This is a genomic window from Zobellia sp. 1_MG-2023 (genome assembly GCF_030549125.1).
Taxonomy (GTDB): domain Bacteria; phylum Bacteroidota; class Bacteroidia; order Flavobacteriales; family Flavobacteriaceae; genus Zobellia; species Zobellia russellii.
Genome location: NZ_JAUOSY010000002.1, coordinates 603,186 through 622,341, shown reverse-complemented (window position 1 = coordinate 622,341; position 19,156 = coordinate 603,186). Strand labels below are relative to the sequence as shown.

Genomic DNA, 19,156 nt, shown 5'->3' with positions numbered 1-19,156 from the left:
AACATAGAAATGAAAGGAAAAGTAGCAGTAATAACAGGAGCAACAGGTGGAATAGGTTTCGCCGTGGCAAAAAGATTAGGGCAAGATGGGTATACCGTTATCCTTAACGGCATAGACAATGAAGCGGGTGCGCAGAGAGTAAAAGAACTATCTGCAGAGGGCATTGATGCGGAATATTACGGTTTTGATGTCACCAATGAAGAAGCCGTAACCAAAAACATAAAGGCAATTGGCGAAAAGTACGGAAAAATAGATACCCTTGTAAACAACGCAGGTGGTCTAGGTGGCCGATCTAGATTTGAAGAAATGACCACGGAATTTTATAGATCTGTTATGGCGCTGAATCTAGATTCTACATTTTTCGCATCAAGAGCAGCTATACCTTTCCTTAAAAAAGGAGAAGATGCATCCATCATCAACTATACCTCAAACGCAGCTTGGACCGCTGGCGGACCAGGAGCTGGTATCTACGGAACTTCTAAAGCAGGTGTTCATACCATTACCAAAGCTTTGGCAAAAGATTTGGCCGAATACGGTATTAGGGTAAACGCGGTATCTCCAGGTACTATTGACACCCCTTTTCATGCACAGATCAAAGCTACAAAACCAGAAGTTTTTGCTTCATGGGCCAACAGCATTATGTTGGGTAGATTAGGTCAGCCCGAAGATGTAGCCGGTGTGGTATCTTTCCTAGCGAGCAGCGATGCCAAATTCATTACCGCAGAAACCATCCAAATTGGTGGTGGGCAAGCTTTAGGAATCTAACGGCACCTATCTAAAACTAGCACTTAAAAACAGTAATACAGTAACACAATTTGAAATGAAAAAAGTAGTAACCTTTGGAGAAATAATGTTGCGTTTAGCTCCTCCGGGATTTTTAAGATTTTCACAAGCCAATACTTTTGATGTTGTTTATGGCGGAGGCGAGTCTAACGTAGCCGTATCGCTCGCCAATTATGGCGTTCCCGTAGATTTTGTGACGCGTTTACCAAAGAACGATATTGGGGAATGTGCACTTATGGAAATGCGAAAAAGAGGCGTAGGAACGGATAAGATTGTCTATGGTGGCGACCGTCTAGGAATTTATTTTCTAGAAACGGGTGCCGTTTCCCGTGGGTCTAAAGTGGTTTATGACCGCGCTCATTCCGCTATTTCTGAGATACAATCCGGTATGATAGACTGGGATTCTGTTTTTGAGGGTGTGGAGTGGTTTCACTGGACAGGTATTACACCAGCTATCTCACAAGGTGCTGCAGATGTTTGTTTGGAAGCTGTGAAAGCGGCCAGTGCAAAAGGCATAACTATTTCAACCGATTTAAATTACAGAGCCAAGCTTTGGAACTATGGAGGTGATAGAGAAGCTATCATGACCGAACTTACTTCTTACTGTGATATTATTCTAGGGAACGAAGAAGATGCGGAAAAACACTTTGGCATTCACCCTGAAGGTCTTGATGTTCATAAGGATGGCGCCGATGTTAAGGCAGAAGCGTTCTTATCAGTCTGCAAGCAAATGATGAAGAAATTCCCAAAGGCAAAAAAGGTAATTACAACGTTAAGAGGTTCTATTTCTGCTTCTCACAATACGTGGGCAGGTGTATTATGGGACGGTTCCAAAATGTACGAAACACGTCAGTACCAAATTACGGATATTGTAGATCGTGTTGGTGGTGGTGATTCTTTTATGGGCGGTTTGATCTACGGATTATTGAAATACCCGGAAGATGACCAGAATGCTCTAGACTTTGCCGTAGCGGCATCCTGTTTAAAGCATACTATAAAAGGTGATGCCAACTTGGTTACCGTAAGTGAAGTAGAAAAGCTAATGGGCGGTGACGCTTCGGGAAGAGTTGCCCGCTAATATTTAAAACTTGAAACATGGCTTCTAAAAAATCGATATTGATTATTTGTGGTGGAGGCCCTGCTCCGGGCATTAATGCTGTAATAAGCACAGTAGCCAAAATTTTTCTGAAGGATGGCTATCGCGTACTGGGACTTCACGAAGGTTTTAAGGGAATTTTTTCCGAGGAACCCCAAATAAAGGAATTCGATTTTCCCCATGCAGACCGTATTTTTAGTCGAGGTGGTTCTACTCTTATTATGAGTAGATTCAAACCCAGCGATGAAAAAATAAACACGAAGCTTTTTTCCGATAATAATGTAAAACTATTGGTCAGTATTGGCGGTGATGACACTGCCTCTACGGCCAATAGAATTACAGGGTACCTGTCCAAAGAAAACATCTTCATTTCAAACATTCACGTACCCAAAACAATAGATAATGATTTGCCCCTACCCGACCGGAATCCAACTTTTGGATTTCATTCAGCCAAGGACGAAGGTGTTCGTATAGGCAATACCACTTATGAGGACGCCCGTACCAGTCAAAACTGGTTCGTTATGTCTACCATGGGTCGTTCTGCCGGGCATTTGGCATTTGGTATAGCCACCAGCTGTCATTTTCCCATGATGGTCATTCCCGAAATGTTCAACAAGACTTCCATCACTTTTGACAAGGTGGTTCGCTTGATTATTTCATCCATCATAAAGCGAAAAATACTGAACATTAATTATGGTGTAGCACTGGTTAGCGAAGGTGTTTTTCACATTATGCCGGATAGCGAACTGGACCATTGCGGCATTAACTTTACCTATGATGATCACGGCCATCCGGAATTGGGCAATGTAAGCAAGTCTCACATCTTTAACATGCTTGTCCAATCAAAATTGAAAGAACTGGGCGTAAACATAAAAAGTAGACCTGTAGAACTTGGCTATGAGCTTAGATGTTGCAGACCTATAGGGTTTGACCTAACTCTTTGTACACTCCTGGGGCTTGGCGTAAAAAAACTATTTGACCAAGGCGTTAGTGGTTGTATTGTTACCGCAAATTCCAAAGGTGAAGTAACGCCGTTATTTTTAGAAGATTTGCAAGGCAAAGATGGTAAAATTGCTCCTCGTCTAGTGGACATAGATTCGGAATTTGCTCGACTTTGTTTTCAGAACATGCACTTTATTGAGGAGGCCGATTATGAAGCTGCAAAAGCTTATTTACCAGACCCTGAACGTTATGATTTCAATAAAATCCTAGCTTAATTAGAGTATTTATCAAGTTGAATACAACTTATATTTTACCTCTTCCCCTAAAAGTACTATTTCACCAAAAAGTATCCCAACATGGCAGAACAAAAGACTAGTTTTTGGAAAAAAATAATCGCCTTAGCACTTGCTTTTGGTCCGGGTATTTTTGCTATTGGGTATACTATTGGAACCGGAAGTGTAACCTCTATGATCGTAGCGGGCAGCACCTATGGTATGCAGTTGTTATGGGTTTTGGTATTGAGTTGTATTTTCTCTGGAATGCTGATGTACGCCTATGGAAATTATGCATTGGTAACTGGAGAAACGGCCCTATACGCGTTTAAAAAACATCTAAAATGGGGAAAACCCATTGCCATTTTAATCATTCTGGGCGTTTCGTTCGGGCAGTGGAACTCACTTATGGGAATACTTGGTATTTCGGCAAATATCATCTTTGAGATATTTTTGATTTACTTCCCTTCATTGGCCGATCATCAATATGAGTTGGTTTTGACCATTGCTATCTTGGTTATTGCTATTATGTATCGTTTTCTGTTAATAGGAAAGTATGTTTTCTTCGAGAAAATATTGGTGATTTTCGTTACGATTATGGGACTCTCGTTCTTTGTTTCTCTTTTTATGGTCTACCCCTTACCTGTAGAGGTTGCCAAAGGGCTTATCCCCACTGTTCCAAAAGTAGAAGGAGGAGGAATGATGGTTGCCGCTTTTGTAGGCACCACTATGGCAGCAGCAACTTTCTTGTCCCGTCCTTTATTCGTTAAGGGAAAAAAATGGACCATTGCACACCTTAAGCAACAAAAAAAGGATGCCATAATTGCGGCCTCACTTGTATTCGTAATCAGTGCGGCCGTAATGGCCGTAGCCTGTGGAGCACTATTTCACCAAGGCCAGCCCGTTACCAAAGTTTTGGATATGGTAAACACCTTGGAACCCGTTGCCGGAAAGTTTGCACTTACCCTTTTCTTTTTTGGTACGTTAAGCGCCGGTCTTTCCTCTATTTTCCCCTGTTTACTTATCGCTCCTATTCTCCTTGCGGATTATCAATCCGGCGAATTGGACACAAGCTCTAAACAATTTAAGACCATTACTGCCATTGCCTGTCTATTTGCTCTAATAGTGCCCGTATTTGGCGCTAACCCTATTGAAATGCAGATTGTTTCTCAGGTTTTTAATGTTTTTGTGCTACCGCTGGTAATCTTGGGAATCATACTGCTGTGTAACAACTCCAAATTGATGCACACACATAAAGCCGGACTTCTTCTTAACATTGGGCTTTTTGCCGCGCTATTCTTCTCTGTTGTAATCTCTTATAACGGAGCTATAGCCCTTTTGGACTATTTCTAAAATGGTATTGAATGCTGTTCCAGTGTCCCATTTTATTATCAATGTTGCTGAGTCCCTACGGAAATACAGTTAGTTTTAAATTGCATACAGTCAAGGTCATCCACTTCATTTTAAGACCTTTACCTTAAATGATACAAACTACAAATTGTATCAAAAAAACAATTTATTACTAATCATAAAAACCACAAGATATGTTACGTTGGACAGTTATATTTATAATATTAGCCATTATTGCAGGAGTATTCGGATTTGGAGGAATCGCTGCAGGTGCCGCTAGTATTGCCAAGATTTTATTTTTCATCTTTATCGTACTTTTTATAATCAGCTTGATTATGGGGCGTAAAAAGATTTAGAGACTAATAACTCATACACTAAGGATTAAAGGATGGCTTTTGGCCATCCTCTTTTTTGCAAAAACGCTGAACAACTTCCTGTTCATTCAATTAAAATATCTCCAAAAATAACATACAAAAAGACCCTTGCTTAAATGCCCGGGCCTTCTTACTTGTTAAACTACAACTGTATTACCAGCTTGCAATTTCTGCTTTCAATTCTTCTTTTCCTTTTCCAACTTTTTCCTGTACCCTTCCGAGCATTTCATCAAATTTGCCTTCGGAATAGGTTACGTCGTCATCGGTAAGGTCTCCGTATTTCTGTTTTAGTTTTCCCTTTACTTGGTTCCACTTTCCTTCTAATTGTTCTTGATTCATCTTTATTATTTTATGTGATTAAACTTCAACTTAACTGTACTTAAAATTAGCCATGTAACTTTCTAATGTGTAATGCAAAAGAATAGATTCTTAATCGTATAAATTAATTATAAGGCTTGTCTAGCGCAGCACTGTCATCATCCATAAACTTTACAAAATCCGAAGGATTGTGAATAGGAATAAAACGTTCTCCTTTTATAACTACCGGAAAAGCCAAAGTTGATGGCGATTTCTCCAAAATACGCAACCAATCATGCTCATCTAAATCTACCTTCTCGTTTCCATATTTCTTCTTAAACTCCGGATGATCTTGATTAACCAGACTTCCCACAGGTACGTTCATATTATGAGCTATTTCCGCCCATTGTGTACCTGTTACTTTCGTTTTTGAAATATCTATGGCCAGAATATCCTCATCTGCAGATTCTACGTAAGCATACGTTTGTTTACCGATTGAATTTTCTGAATTATAATATAGCGTTATCTTCTTTTTATCTTTTGAAATGACTCCCATATCCTTGAATTTTAGTTTCTAAATTACCTCCTTCAAAGTACTTCTTCCCTACCGTATGGATTACCTCTAAAAAATTAATTTTTTCTCCTTTTATTTTTTCCGTTACCGATAATCGTAGAAGTCAAGCCGTTATTAACATTTAACCACAGATAATTAAAAAAGGACTTTGTGGGGTCTCTTTCTGCTTCAATACCGCCATATCTGTATCCGTTTTCATCGGTATTGGAGCCGTCGTTTACAAATATTCTTCCTATTGCCGTCAATACTTTATTTATGCGCAGACGGTCTTTTTTTAAGACTGAAAATTCAAAATCTTCATACTTCATTTTCATATCGCCTGCGGACGAAACCGCATCTCCGCTTATGGTAAAATAGAGTTCTTGAATTTCGCCTTTAGCACGTACCCGTAAATTGGATTCTAAAAAAGGATTGATGTTCTTTGAACTAAAACTTTTTACGGTACCGGAAGCCAAAAATGCATCTGTATTATTTTTGGCGTCAAACGACCAGTTTAAGGTTATTGGGGCTTCGCCCATGAGCAAAGCTTTGGCGGCTACACTAGTTTTTTCCTTTCGTTCCGGTACATTTTGAATATGAACGATTTTAGCGTTTACATCACCAAAAATAATCTTGCCGGGAGTCGTTTCCGTATTCACTCGCTCACTATAAGTAATTGCGCCATCCTGTATCTGTATTTCGGGAACGTCTAGCTGTATGGGCAGTTTACGAATGGCTTCGCTGTACATTTTCTTTCTCTCCAAATCATCGGCCACTAGCTTATCTCTGTACATTTCTAAATTGGGTCCCTGCAAAGTCCCTTTTCCCGTACGCACCCAATATTTAGCATCGGCATAACCAAAAGCAATCTCATCAAAATCTACTTGGGGAATTTTTAAATCTATATAGTCATGTTCTTTTCGCAAGTGCGCAGACAGCTTGGCCTTACTATATTTTGATTTTAGTTTTAAGTCCGTTACCCGGAGATGGCCTTGATCCAAATGAATTTCATTTACATTTAGCGCTTCGTAGGGACCTAAATCTGCGAAAAGCGAATTCCCATTAAACTTCACATCGGAATAGGCAACGGGAATCTTGGAATTAATACGATTCCCATCTGTAACAACCTCATCTATTTCAAAAAAAACCGAGTCTAATTTCATAGCCACACTATCTTCTGGGTTCTTAAACAGGGTTAAAGAACCATTCTTGATGTTGATGTGGTCTATATGAATGGACTTTTTAAGCCCTATAGTATCATTTTTTGATTTTGTGGCCTCATCTTCTTTTCCTTTTAAATAGTATTTTAAAACCGGCTGATCTACATTGATATTAATGAGCGTTATTTTCTTGTTGAAAAGAAACTGCCAATAGCCCAACCCCACAACCTCCAATGCTTCTATTTTTGCGGATGCCCTAGGCCTGATGGAATCCGGAATTCCAATATTCAAATCAACAGTATTCAGTTTTGCCGTTCCAGTCAAAACGTTTACATCTATGTCTTCATATGCCAATTGAATATGCGGTGGCAACTTGGTCTTTAAAAAATTGGCGATGGCATCCTTTGCCAGAAGTTGGGCCCCAAGTAAGATTAGGGCCACGAGTACCAGTAATACCAAAATGATACGGGAAATAATTTTTATGGTTCGCTTCTTATGCATTGTTCAAGTTTAATTTGGCAACGAAACCCTTAGGCATCCTCCCCAATTTTAAAATTCCCTCTTTAAACCTTAAAATGAGTGTGCTTTCCAATTTATAATTAACCGGTTAGGTAAAAGGGTTTTAAACTACAGCAGGGTTTTATATATTATGTCTCATTAATGTAAACACGTATAATTTAAGTTTTGTATCACTTTAAACTATTCATATTCTTCATGGCTTTTGTTCAATTAAATGCACAACATACAGTTCCCGATGTCATAAAAAATGAGGCACGGATTGCGCTATCGCACTATCCGGAATTGGAACAAACACCCATAACTTTTAAAATCGTAAAGAAGATTAAGCAATCTACCATGCAGGCGCAGCCCAAATTCAACAGTCTTTTTAAAGGACGAAAGAAGCGTGCCTATGTTATTCTAATAAGTGAAAAAATAAAAATTTCCGATACCGTCTTTTTCACCAAAGATGTACCAAGTGACATTATGATCGGTTGGTTGGGGCATGAACTGGGGCATGTAATGGATTACAGGAACCGCAGTACCCTAAATCTTATTTGGTTTGGCCTTAAATATTCATTTTCCGGCTCATATATTAAAGAAGCCGAACGTGCAGCGGATACTTTTGCCGTTGCCCACGGAATGCACGATTATATTCTAAAAACGAAACATTTTATTCTGGATCATGCCGAAATTGAAGAAAAGTACAAAGAACGTATAAAACGTTACTACTTGTCTCCCGAAGAGATTATGGCCATTGTAAAAGAAAGGGAGACTACTGAAAAGAAACCCTAATCTCCTTACCGCTAAAACTCATCCTCTACGGATTCACAAAAGCTTCCCATTCCTTAAATTTCTCCTCGCCCATAACACGCTCCATTTTTACTTGTCCGCCTTTCTTTTTATTCTTTCCGTTCCAGTCATGAAAAACGGATGGCGGCACGGTTACGACCTTTACCCCCTTTAAAGCTTTAGAACGTGCCACTTTATAGTTCTTATTGGCAGTTTTAAGAGATTCGTCCAACGCATTGGCCAATTCAATAGCATCTGTTTTGTCTTCCGTGCCCAGATACCAGCAGTGGTAAAACTCACCATCTATTCGTTTGGCGCATAAGGTATATTCCGGAATTCGGATACTGAATTTTTCTTCTAGCTCCTGCACTCCGGCATCCATTTTATTTACTGATAATTGGGAACCCACTGTATTCAAGAAGAACTTGGTTCTACCCGTTATTTTTATTTCTGCGCGTTCTACATTCGTAAATTCAATGGTGTCCCCAATAAGATAGCGCCACGCTCCGGATACGGTGCTTATGATTAATACGTAATCCTGACCTTCTTTAACTTCCGAAAGTTTTAAGGAGGGCGCATCATCACTTAGCGAACCATCTGGCTGAATGTATTCCGGCTCAAAAGGAACAAATTCAAAATAGATACCGGAATCCGTAGAGAGTTGCATGGCATCAGTTTCGGGCCGGGCTTGAAATGCTATAAATCCTTCCGAAGCCAAATAGGTATCTATTACGGTTACGGGTTTGCCCAGCAACGCGTTAAAACTCTTTTTATACGGCCCAAAAGCCACCCCGCCCGAGGTATAGACCTGCAGATTGGGCCAAATCTCGTGAATATGTTGCAAACCATGGTAGTCTATAACTTTCTGTAACATCAACTCTATCCAAGAGGGAATACCGCTTAATGCGCCAATATCCCAATTGGGAGCTTCTTCCGCTATTTTTTGCACCCGCTCGTCCCAATCATCGATCTCCGCAATTTCTTCGCCCGGCTTATAATAACCCCTGAACCAAGTTGGTATATTACTCGCACTTATGCCACTGATCTCCCCTTCTTCGTGACCTTCTACCTTGTTCAAATCCGTAGAACTGCCCAACATTAGAATTCCGAGCTCAAAAAAATCAGGAGGTAAGTCAAAATTACTCAAGGCAAACACCTGCTCTACCCCTGTACTCCGGATCGCATCTATCATATCATTGGTAACCGGAATTCTTTTACTCGTTTTTCCTGTAGTACCGGAACTCAACGCAAAATAATCCGGTGTTCCCGGCCAAGTTACATCCTCTTCTCCTTCGTGCAGTTTCTGCCACCATTCCTTATTTATTCGGTTATAATCAAAATAGGGAACAGATGCAGCAAAAGCATCCGCAGGACTACTGGATTCCCGGATAGCCTTAAAATTGTAGTGTTTTCCAAAAGCAGTGTTTTCGGCCTTTTTTAAAAGCGCTTCAAGTACGGCTTCCTGTTCCTCAACCGGGTTTTTAGTTCCTGTGAGCTTATCCCTTACATCAATAAATCCTTTTATAATATGTCCTATGATCGGCATGTGAATCGTTTTGGGTAAAAATAATCCTAAACGGATTGGAGACTGTTCTTTATGCAATGTTTGATTAACCCAAACGACTGCTTTTTACCCCTATTTTTTCCGCTGAATTCCTGTCCCACTTTTGGCCATAACGTTAAACTTTTTAAAGCCGAAAGAAGTTTGCGTAATTTTACGGTCCAATTCCACCACACATACATTTGTACAGCATAGTAGACATAGAGACTACCGGCAACGGTATTAAGGGTAACAAGATTACCGAAATTTCCATATTTATATTTGACGGTCATGAGATTGTAGATGAGTTTACCTCCTTGGTAAATCCGCAATCTGAAATTCCCTATTTCATAACACGATTAACGGGAATTGATAATGATATGGTCCGTGATGCCCCTACGCTTGACGAAATTGCGGAAGACATTCTAAAAATTACCGAGAATACCATTTTTGTGGCCCACAGCGTTAATTTTGATTACAATGTAATTAAAAACGAGCTGAAACTCTTAGGGTTGGATTTTATACGAAAAAAACTCTGTACGGTTCGTCTATCCCGTAAACTCTTGCCCGGCTACCATTCCTATAGCCTGGGCAAATTATGTTCTTCGTTAAACATACCTCTAACGGATAGGCACCGTGCCCGTGGAGATGCCCATGCCACCACCCTACTTTTTAAAAAACTCTTGCGGGCAGATGGTGCCGCACAAGTTTTTAAGACCTTTCTAAACGCCCGCTCCCAAGAAGCTACTTTACCTTCGGCATTGCCCAAGGAAGCTTTTGAAAAGTTGCCCACGGCACCTGGTGTGTACTACTTTAAGAACGGAAAAGGAAAAATCATTTACGTGGGCAAGGCCATTAACATCAAAAAACGTGTACTCAGTCATTTTTACGATAAGTCTTCCAAAGAAATAGCCCTTTGCCAAGCAACAGCGGATATTGATTTTGAACTTTCCGGAAGCGAGCTTTTAGCACTCTTAATGGAATCGGAAGCCATAAAACACCATTATCCGGAATTTAACCGCGCCCAGAAAAGGAAGATTCAGCCGTATGGTATATTCAGTTATGAAGACCGGAACGGCATTATGCACCTAGCGTTCAATAAACTGAAAATGGCACCCAATTCTGTGTTGACGCTCTACGGCCCAACAGACTGCCGTTTGTTTATAGAGGAAATCTGTAAAAGTTTTAGGTTATGCCCTAAGTACTGCCACTTACAGGAGAACGTTAAAAGCTGTAACCATTACCGGTTAGAAAGCTGTGATGGCATTTGTAGAGAGGAAGAAGATATTGCCCTATACAACGAAAAGGTACAATTGGCCTTGCACCATATAAAAGCGCAAAAAGAAGATTTTGTCATTAAGGAAAAAGGGCGAAATCCGGAAGAACAAGCTTTTGTTCTGGTTAAGAACAGTACATACATGGGGTACGGTTTTATAGGTGGCGAAGAAACAATTACTGCGGACCATGAACTGGAAACTTTTCTAGTACAACAGAACAACACCCTAGAAACGGAGAGTATAATCAAATCCTATATCAGTAAAAATCCGGGTAAGATTATGGTGTTAAAAAGTGAACATCAGGGCAGTTAGCGCTTAGGCTATTTATTCAGTTTCCTGTACATAAGAATTACGAACAACAACCATACACTAAATATGACGATTACAACAGTGGTATATATCCATATAGCATCCATAAGTTTGGTTTCAGTTGGTACAACAGTTTGGCGGCTTTAGCTGAACTAAAAAAATAACTCAATAAAAAGTTAATTAATTTGTAATCCAATTCTTACTAAAGGTACATAATAAGATGTAAAAACACCTCATTAGCTTTATGATTGTCTTAACATTTGCAAAAATTGCAAGAAAAAAGCGCCAAGCCTGTCTTATTCGCAACAAAAAGTAACTTAAATGCACAAAATCAAGAAGATACGGTTACTTTTTTCCGCCACTATTTATAAAAAGAATAATCATAACCACCAGAGCAATACATACCAAAGCAAAAATGGCGATCATAACAATACCGTTGCTATAGTTAACGAGAGGTAAATTTTGTGAAATCATAGGTCAATTATTTATAACTCCACAAATCTATAGTAGACCTACTACCCAAACTATGATAATTGTCAGGGTAGCCGGTTTTTAGAAAATAGAACACAATTCCCTAATTGAATTTGTCAGAAATTTCTAGTATTTTTCGTTTAGCAAATCATGTAATGTATCTATTAACCTGATCTGCAGTCGTATAAATTTAGTTGTATTAAGTATTCAAAGATGGAAAAATCAGAATCAGGTTCCCCCATATACCGTTATAAAGAAACCGATAAAAAAAAGTTTGAAGGTGCATCTGGGGAACCATCAATAGAGGAGATATCAAATCATATAGAAAAAAACATTGGTGAAATTCACATGGTGTTCCATGAACTAGTTTCTGATCAGGTACATATTGATGTACACTGGGTGAAGCCAACAAAGGAAAGACCTTTTCATACTTTGGTCACATCGGGGATGAGTGATAAACCCATGAACACTCCTGATGGAGTTGAAGGCTGTGATTATGCCGAACTAAGTATCTGCCTCCCCGAAGAATGGAAAATATCCGATGAAGACTTTAAGGATGAAAAAAATTACTGGCCTATCCGATGGTTAAAATATCTTGCCAGGTTTCCTCATGAGTATAACACCTGGTTAAGTTATGGGCACACTATACCCAACGGAAATCCTGCAGAACCCTTTGCAGAGAACACGGGCTTAAATACAATGATGTTGTTACCGACCATTGTATTGGGAGAAAATTTCCATACGCTAAAGCTTCAGAATAAATCAATTAATTTTTATTCGTTGATTCCCATATATACTGATGAAGTAAATCTAAAAATGAAAAAAGGGGTTGAAGCCCTTTTTGATGGGTTTGACAAGTTTCAAGTAACGGATATTCTTCATATTGATAGACCTAATACTGTCAAAAAGAAAAAACTGTTTGGGTTGTTTTAAAAACACAATCCCTAATCAACGTATTTAATTGAGCTTATTTTTTTGGTATTTATGAATGAGTTTCCTTGCTCCTTTCAGCATAATCATATGTGAACTTGGATTTATTGAAGGTATGTTTTTATCATCTGGGAAAATGGGCTCTTGGTTGGGGAGTGTTTTTCCGTACACTTGAGAAGAAGAAATAAGTTCTCCCGAATTCAAATCATAAATTGATATGGAAACCGAAGCCCTGTTGCTTGAGGTCTCCCCTTCAAAACTGATGGAGCCAGCACCATCACTAATTACATTACCCCCTACATTAATAATATAATCACAATCGGTAGCTGTTTTTAGGTCTTCTAGCGCTACGTCCGATAAGTTGAACTTAATTTCAGGAGCTATTAATTTTGACGCTCTTAACGTATGTATCTCAATTAATGAATCGCCCAGTATTTTTTTGAAATCCTCAACCGAGTTGTAATAAAGTTTGTTATCAAACTTTTTTGAGTTGGATACGGTTCTATTCATAATCCATTTTCCTGTACTGAAATCCAACTCCTTTCCGGTATCAAAAAAATAATCGTATTTGGCACTACCACAAGAATAAAAGGCACAAACAATAACAAAGAGAGCTAGTTTCTTCATGTAAGATTTTACGTTAAAAATTGAGTAAATGTAATTATTTATTCCATTCAAAATCATAAATAAAAACCGTAAAAAATACAGGTTGGCTATAACCCTAAAACATTGAAGTAATCCCAACGCAGTAAAGAAAACAGAGCCTAAAATATAGTTGACTTTTGTCTGTTCGTAGATAAATTTATTGCCGTAGCGAAGTTGTCAGAAATTTCTAGTATTTTTCGGTAGATATCGATATTCAAATTCACAACCATACATAAACCAATCCCGGCAATCAGCGAAAAAATCGCAATTATGAAAAATAATATCAAAGCATTTATTAAAGAAATAGTTCCAATTATAGCAGGTATTTTAATAGCGTTGTTTATAAATAATTGGAATGAGAATAGAAAGGATAAAAAATATATTGATCAAATATTTACTTCAATTGATAAGGAATTATCCGAAACCAAAGAAGATATTATAAGCAAACTAGCCCAACAAAAATCGCTGCTAGATACCTTAGATTTTTATTCTAAGAATGATACAATTTCACTAATGGATGCTATTACAAAGGTTAAAGGAATACACATGCCTAGCATTAAGCTAAGTGCTTGGAAAGCAATTTCCAATTCCAAAATAGAACTAATAGAATACGACAAAATATCAACTCTAGCGAACATTGAAAATCAACATGAGCTTTTTATAATGAAAAATGAAAATTTTTTGAGCTTTATTTACCCAAACTTGAATGAAACAACAAACGATAAAAAGCAAACTATGAAAATTATGATATTGGACATTATTAGCACCGAAAAAACAATTCAAGAAGAAATTGAAAAGATTCTAAACGATTAATTTTATTAAAATGAAAAACCACATCCTAATCGTCTTTTTAATTCTGGCCAGCTGCAAAGGCGAAACTAAAACGGAGCAAGAGGTTGGTGTAGATAGCTCCGTTCCGGAAATGTGGAGGGAGTTTATAACATCCCACCCGGAGTTTAAGGGTGAGGAACCACCAGAATCTTGGTTTTTTCATAACAATAAAGCAGATGCCGATCGGCTCGCAAAATTGGTCTTGACAGGCAAAAAGCAAGCAGGTTCCGGGCTGTATGCTTGGTACGAAGAAGCCAACGCAGATTTACCCTCCGTAGGAACCAAACACATCATCACCAATTTTGACGGAAAAGCGCAAGCTATAATTAAAGTAACAAAAGTAGATACCATACCCTTTAATGAAATATCAGAAGCATATGCTGCTCTGGATATGGGAACAACAGATGACCCTCTCAATAAATGGAAGAGGGCCCATTGGGATTTCTTTTCTAGCGCAATGAAAGAAAGTGGAGAAAAACCAACAGAAGATATGCTCATTGTTTGCGAGTGGTTTGAAACCGTATGGCCCAAATAAGTCTATAAAAAAGAGAAGCTAAATGCATATCAGTTTTAATATTCTTATAGCTATATTTTCTTGCCTTATTCTCTTTTTGTAAAAAACACTCCTTGTTATATGTCTTAAAGCCAATTGATTTGTATTTTTGATACTATCATATGATAGTATCAAAATGAAGCCTCCTTACGACATCACGCCCAATATTATTAAACTGATCGCTTCCATTTCTGAAAGAATTGGAGAAGTAAACGCCAATTTTCTAAATAGGCCCTCGCCAACCTTAAGAAAACAGAATAAAATCAAGACCATTCATTCTTCATTAAAAATAGAGGGCAACACACTATCCGAAGACCAGATTACCGCACTTTTGGAAAACAAAAGAGTCATTGGTCCTAAAAAAGATATTGTTGAGGTATTAAATGCCATTAAGATTTATGAAAATTTAGAACACTATGACCCACATAGCGAAGATTCTTTTTTAAGAGCGCATCAAAATTTAATGGAAGGGCTCATTGAACCTGCCGGAAAATATAGGACCCAAAGTGTAGGCATTGTAAAAGGATCCAAAGTAGAACATTTAGCTCCACCCTTTGAAAATGTAGCGTTTTTAATGAAAGACCTATTCCAATATCTTAAAAATGAAGATGAAATTCAACTCATAAAAAGTTGTGTCTTTCATTATGAAATGGAGTTTATTCACCCTTTTTTAGACGGAAATGGTAGAATGGGCCGATTATGGCAAACCTTGATTCTAATTGAAAAATATCCAGTTTTTGAATTTTTGCCTTTTGAAACCATAATTAGCAACGACCAAGAAAAGTATTACAAAGCCCTAGCAGAAAGTGATAAATCCGGACAATCAACCCGCTTTATTGAATATATGCTTGAAGTAATTCATAGTTCACTTGGCTCACTATTAAATTATACTAATAGGACATTAAGCGCCCAAGATAGACTTGACTATTTTATGTCTTTACATAAAACCAAATTTAGCAGAAAAGATTATATGACCATATTCAAGGACATTTCCTCTGCCACTGCCAGTAGAGATTTAAAGAAAGGACTTGAATTAAATCTGTTTGAGAAAACAGGAGAAAAAAACAAAACTATGTACCAATTAATCACTCACAACAATTGACATGCTGCTAATTATATAAAACAAAAACCCCCATTGCTCCTCTAAAACAATGGGGGTTTTGTCTGTTTGTACGTACTTACAAGGTAGTAGGACAAACATAGTCCGTTGCAGGAACTTCGGCCTTTTTAAGAGCTCCAAAACCACCTGCTATATCAATAAAGTTGTGAATACCGCGGCTCTTTAAAATAGATTCCGCTATCACGGAACGGTAGCCACCGGCACAGTGTACCAAAAAGGTCCTGTCCTTAGGAAATTCGTTCAGGTAATCGTTCAAGCTATCCAAAGGCGTGTTCTCCGCATCTATTACATGCTCGGAAAGAAATTCACTTTCCTTGCGCACATCAAACACCTCAGCCTCTTTGCCTTCGATTTTTGTTTTTGCCTCTTCCGCAGAAATTGAGGTGATGGTATCGTAATCCTTACCCGATGCTTTCCAAGCGTTGAATCCGCCTTTTAAGAATCCTATGGTAGCATCAAACCCTACACGGGACAAACGGGTTACCGCTTCCTCTTCCATATCTTCCGGCGTTACCAACAAAAGGGGTTGTTTGGTATCTGCGATAAGAGCTCCTACCCAAGGGGCAAAATCCCCATTAAGGCCAATAAATATAGACCGTGGAATGTGACCTTCTATATAATCTTTTTGATGCCTTACATCCAGAACCACCGCTCCGGATTCGTTAGCAATCAGTTCAAAAGCATCTGGATCTAGAGCCGTGGTACCACGGTCAAGAACATCTGCAATATCTTCATATCCTTCTTTGTTCATCTGTACGTTCAAAGGAAAATATTTGGGTGGCGGCATCAGACCGTCCGTAACTTCCTTAATAAACTCGTCCTTGGTCATATCTGCTCGCAAGGCATAGTTTACCTTTTTCTGGTTGCCCAAGGTGTCTACCGTTTCCTTCATCATATTCTTGCCACATGCAGAACCTGCACCGTGTGCGGGGTACACAATAATATCATCGGACAAAGGCATGATTTTGTTCCTTAAACTATCGAACAAGACACCCGCTAAATCTTCTTGGGTCATATTTGCCGCTTTTTGAGCAAGGTCAGGTCGGCCTACATCGCCCAAAAACAAAGTGTCGCCGGAGAAAATAGCATGGTCCTTACCGTTTTCGTCTTTTAACAAATAGGTAGTACTTTCCATGGTATGCCCAGGGGTATGCAATGTTTTTATGGTAATATCGCCCAGCTTAAATTCTTGACCGTCCGTTGCGATCAATGCTTCAAAAGAAGGATTGGCATTAGGGCCGTACACAATTGTGGCGCCCGTTTCTTTGGCAAGGGTAACATGACCACTAACGAAATCCGCATGAAAATGGGTCTCAAAAATATACTTGATTTTTGCCCCTGCTTTTTCCGCTCTTTCCATATAAGGATGAACCTCTCGCAATGGGTCTATTATAGCCACCTCTCCTTTACTTTCAATATAGTAGGCACCCTGTGCCAGGCATCCGGTATAAATTTGCTCTATTTTCATGATGACTTATTTTTAAATTTCCTAAACTGGAAAAATTATACATTTTTAAATGGCTCTCCTAAAAATGGCTCTCCTAAAAAAGATAACCTTTACTTCCTCTCTACAAAAATACGGCTATCCCCTAAATTAGTAAGTAACATTAGTTACGGTTACGACGATTCTGGTAGGCAACTTTTTCGCTCAATACCGATAAGGGCGTCATATTATCAAAATAATCTACCGCTTCTTTAGTCTGCACGAATAAATATTGCTTGTGCAAGGCTTCTATAATTCCACTACTAAAAATGGTGTCCCTAGTGGGTCCCGTAGCTCCCGAAATATAAAACTGAAGTCCTCTGTCATGTAGTTCGTCTATTACACGAATAAGCATTTGAGCTGCACTGGAATCTATATAACTAATGGCCTCCGCATTAAGAATGACCCCTTTTAGACTATCGCCTTTGGCATCTACATTCTTGAACAGTTCCTTTTTAAAGAAATTCTTATTGCCAAAATACAATTGGGAATCAAACCGAACGATAAGCAAGTCTTCCCGTACCAGAACATTCTGTCCAAACCGATCTATATTTTTATAATAATCAGAACCGTCTATTCTACCCAACACGGCAAAATGTGGTTTTGAGCTCTTGTATACCATTAACAGCAAGGACAACAATACGCCTATTAAAATCCCCTCGGAAATACCGGCAAAAAGGGTAATCAAAAAAGTGGCCAACAGCACAAAAAGTTCATCTTTACGGTATTCCCAAAGGCTTTTAGGGTACGCAATATCAATAAGTCCGTAGACGGAAACCATAATAATACTTGCCAGTACCGCCTTGGGCAAATAATAGAAAAGTGGTGTTAGGAACAAAAGGGTTACGGCCACTACAATTGCACTGAACAATAAGGCCATAGGTGTTTTTGCACCTGCCTGACTATTTATGGCCGAGCGAGAAAAACTTCCTGTTACCACGTATGATTGGAACAGAGACCCCAACATATTAGAACTGCCCAAAGCTATAAGTTCCTTATTGGCATCTATGGTCTCCTCCCCTGTTTGTTCCTCCATAGATTTACCAATGGAAATAGCTTCTAGATATCCAATAAGGGCCATTGTTACCGCAATGGGCGCCAATTCCAGTATAGTATCTACCTTTAATTGTGGCATGGTAAAAGAAGGGAGCCCCGTGGGAATCTCCCCAACAATATTGACACCCACAGCCGGAAGTTGTAAAAAATAAACGACCAGAATACCAATGATAACCACAAAGAGTACACCCGGTATACGCTTATCCCATTTCTTTAAACCTACGATTATTAGGATTCCTATAAACCCGATTGCAAAATCATACAGATTGGTTTCGGATAATTTTTCAAAGGCGTTCATTAGCAACAGGTCAAACCGGTTGCTACGCGCAATATCCACTCCTAAAAGGTGCTTTAACTGACTGAACATGATTATAAGTGCCGCCGCCGAAGTGAAACCGCTTATAACCGGCTTAGACAAGAAATTCACCAAAAAACCCATCCGCAGAACCCCTAAAATCAATTGCACCGTACCAACGGAAAAAGCCAAGAGCAATGCCATGGCAATATAATTGTCCGTAGAAGTAATGGCCAAGGTTCCTAAACCTGCCGCCACCAAAAGGGAATCCATTGCCACAGGCCCTACGGCCAACTGTCTAGAAGTACCAAAAAACGTATAGGCAATCATGGGCACCAAAGAAGCGTAAAGCCCATAAACCGGTGGTAAACCGGCAATCATGGCATAAGCCATACCTTGGGGAATAAGAATAATGCCAACGGTAAGTCCGGCTATGAGATCTTTGGAAAACCAACTCTTATTATAGTCCGTAATCCACTCCAAAAAAGGAAGAATTCTTCGCATGGGACAAATGTACCATTAAATCTAA

Annotated in this window: 19 protein-coding genes; 11 read left to right on the top strand and 8 right to left on the bottom strand. The window is 39.0% G+C overall.

From position 1 onward, the window contains the following. Positions 1-9 precede the first annotated feature (9 nt). The 5 genes from Q4597_RS06710 (at position 10) to Q4597_RS06690 (ending at position 4,799) form a co-directional block, all read left to right on the top strand. Complete coding sequence (locus Q4597_RS06710) at positions 10-765, top strand: SDR family NAD(P)-dependent oxidoreductase (RefSeq protein ID WP_215438320.1); 756 nt, start codon at positions 10-12, stop codon at positions 763-765. A gap of 55 nt (positions 766-820) precedes the next feature. Next, positions 821-1,861, top strand: a complete 1,041-nt coding sequence (locus Q4597_RS06705) for a sugar kinase (protein ID WP_303405383.1) — start codon at positions 821-823, stop codon at positions 1,859-1,861. Positions 1,862-1,878: 17 nt separating this feature from the next. Next, positions 1,879-3,096, top strand: coding sequence for a 6-phosphofructokinase (locus tag Q4597_RS06700; protein WP_303405381.1), 1,218 nt, complete (start codon positions 1,879-1,881; stop codon positions 3,094-3,096). Between the two features lie 81 nt (positions 3,097-3,177). Further along, complete coding sequence (locus Q4597_RS06695) at positions 3,178-4,446, top strand: NRAMP family divalent metal transporter (RefSeq protein WP_303405379.1); 1,269 nt, start codon at positions 3,178-3,180, stop codon at positions 4,444-4,446. A 191-nt stretch (positions 4,447-4,637) separates the two neighbouring features. Further along, positions 4,638-4,799: a DUF1328 family protein gene (locus tag Q4597_RS06690; RefSeq protein WP_194524557.1), complete on the top strand. Its 162-nt coding sequence runs from the start codon at positions 4,638-4,640 to the stop codon at positions 4,797-4,799. Between the two features lie 171 nt (positions 4,800-4,970). On the opposite strand, the gene Q4597_RS06685 is transcribed toward Q4597_RS06690, so the two are convergent. From Q4597_RS06685 to Q4597_RS06675, 3 genes are all read right to left on the bottom strand, one after another. Further along, positions 4,971-5,156, bottom strand: coding sequence for a CsbD family protein (locus Q4597_RS06685; protein WP_303405376.1), 186 nt, complete (start codon positions 5,154-5,156; stop codon positions 4,971-4,973). A 103-nt stretch (positions 5,157-5,259) separates the two neighbouring features. Next, the gene (locus tag Q4597_RS06680; RefSeq protein WP_303405375.1) at positions 5,260-5,670 is read right to left on the bottom strand and encodes an arsenate reductase family protein; all 411 of its coding nucleotides are present in this window, start codon (positions 5,668-5,670) and stop codon (positions 5,260-5,262) included. A gap of 74 nt (positions 5,671-5,744) precedes the next feature. Then, positions 5,745-7,328, bottom strand: coding sequence for a hypothetical protein (locus tag Q4597_RS06675; RefSeq protein WP_303405374.1), 1,584 nt, complete (start codon positions 7,326-7,328; stop codon positions 5,745-5,747). Positions 7,329-7,541: 213 nt separating this feature from the next. On the opposite strand from Q4597_RS06675, the gene Q4597_RS06670 reads away from it, so the two are divergent. Next, positions 7,542-8,120, top strand: coding sequence for a hypothetical protein (locus tag Q4597_RS06670; protein ID WP_303405373.1), 579 nt, complete (start codon positions 7,542-7,544; stop codon positions 8,118-8,120). Between the two features lie 25 nt (positions 8,121-8,145). Here the strand turns inward: Q4597_RS06670 and Q4597_RS06665 are convergent, their stop codons facing one another. Beyond that, a complete protein-coding gene (locus Q4597_RS06665) occupies positions 8,146-9,663 on the bottom strand; it encodes a GH3 auxin-responsive promoter family protein (RefSeq protein WP_303405372.1) in 1,518 nt (505 codons plus the stop codon). Positions 9,664-9,860: 197 nt separating this feature from the next. Between Q4597_RS06665 and Q4597_RS06660 the strand changes: the two genes are divergently transcribed. Further along, entirely contained in the window at positions 9,861-11,246 is a 1,386-nt protein-coding gene (locus Q4597_RS06660; protein WP_303405370.1) for an exonuclease domain-containing protein, read from the top strand. A 342-nt stretch (positions 11,247-11,588) separates the two neighbouring features. Here the strand turns inward: Q4597_RS06660 and Q4597_RS06655 are convergent, their stop codons facing one another. Next, positions 11,589-11,717 (bottom strand): hypothetical protein, encoded by a 129-nt coding sequence (locus tag Q4597_RS06655; protein WP_256439071.1) that lies wholly within the window; start codon positions 11,715-11,717, stop codon positions 11,589-11,591. A gap of 210 nt (positions 11,718-11,927) precedes the next feature. Between Q4597_RS06655 and Q4597_RS06650 the strand changes: the two genes are divergently transcribed. Continuing rightward, complete coding sequence (locus Q4597_RS06650) at positions 11,928-12,647, top strand: suppressor of fused domain protein (protein WP_303405369.1); 720 nt, start codon at positions 11,928-11,930, stop codon at positions 12,645-12,647. A 24-nt stretch (positions 12,648-12,671) separates the two neighbouring features. On the opposite strand, the gene Q4597_RS06645 is transcribed toward Q4597_RS06650, so the two are convergent. Then, a complete protein-coding gene (locus tag Q4597_RS06645) occupies positions 12,672-13,271 on the bottom strand; it encodes a hypothetical protein (RefSeq protein ID WP_303405368.1) in 600 nt (199 codons plus the stop codon). Between the two features lie 288 nt (positions 13,272-13,559). On the opposite strand from Q4597_RS06645, the gene Q4597_RS06640 reads away from it, so the two are divergent. From Q4597_RS06640 to Q4597_RS06630, 3 genes are all read left to right on the top strand, one after another. Further along, positions 13,560-14,102, top strand: coding sequence for a hypothetical protein (locus Q4597_RS06640; RefSeq protein ID WP_303405366.1), 543 nt, complete (start codon positions 13,560-13,562; stop codon positions 14,100-14,102). Positions 14,103-14,112: 10 nt separating this feature from the next. After that, on the top strand, positions 14,113-14,655 hold the full coding sequence (locus tag Q4597_RS06635) for an ASCH domain-containing protein (protein WP_303405364.1): 543 nt from the start codon (positions 14,113-14,115) through the stop codon (positions 14,653-14,655). Positions 14,656-14,809: 154 nt separating this feature from the next. Next, positions 14,810-15,775: a Fic family protein gene (locus Q4597_RS06630; RefSeq protein ID WP_303405362.1), complete on the top strand. Its 966-nt coding sequence runs from the start codon at positions 14,810-14,812 to the stop codon at positions 15,773-15,775. Between the two features lie 76 nt (positions 15,776-15,851). Here the strand turns inward: Q4597_RS06630 and Q4597_RS06625 are convergent, their stop codons facing one another. Together Q4597_RS06625 and Q4597_RS06620 are read right to left on the bottom strand one after the other, a co-directional pair. Further along, positions 15,852-17,261 (bottom strand): rhodanese-like domain-containing protein, encoded by a 1,410-nt coding sequence (locus tag Q4597_RS06625; protein WP_303405359.1) that lies wholly within the window; start codon positions 17,259-17,261, stop codon positions 15,852-15,854. Between the two features lie 139 nt (positions 17,262-17,400). Continuing rightward, positions 17,401-19,131, bottom strand: a complete 1,731-nt coding sequence (locus Q4597_RS06620) for a SulP family inorganic anion transporter (protein ID WP_303405357.1) — start codon at positions 19,129-19,131, stop codon at positions 17,401-17,403. Positions 19,132-19,156 lie beyond the last annotated feature (25 nt).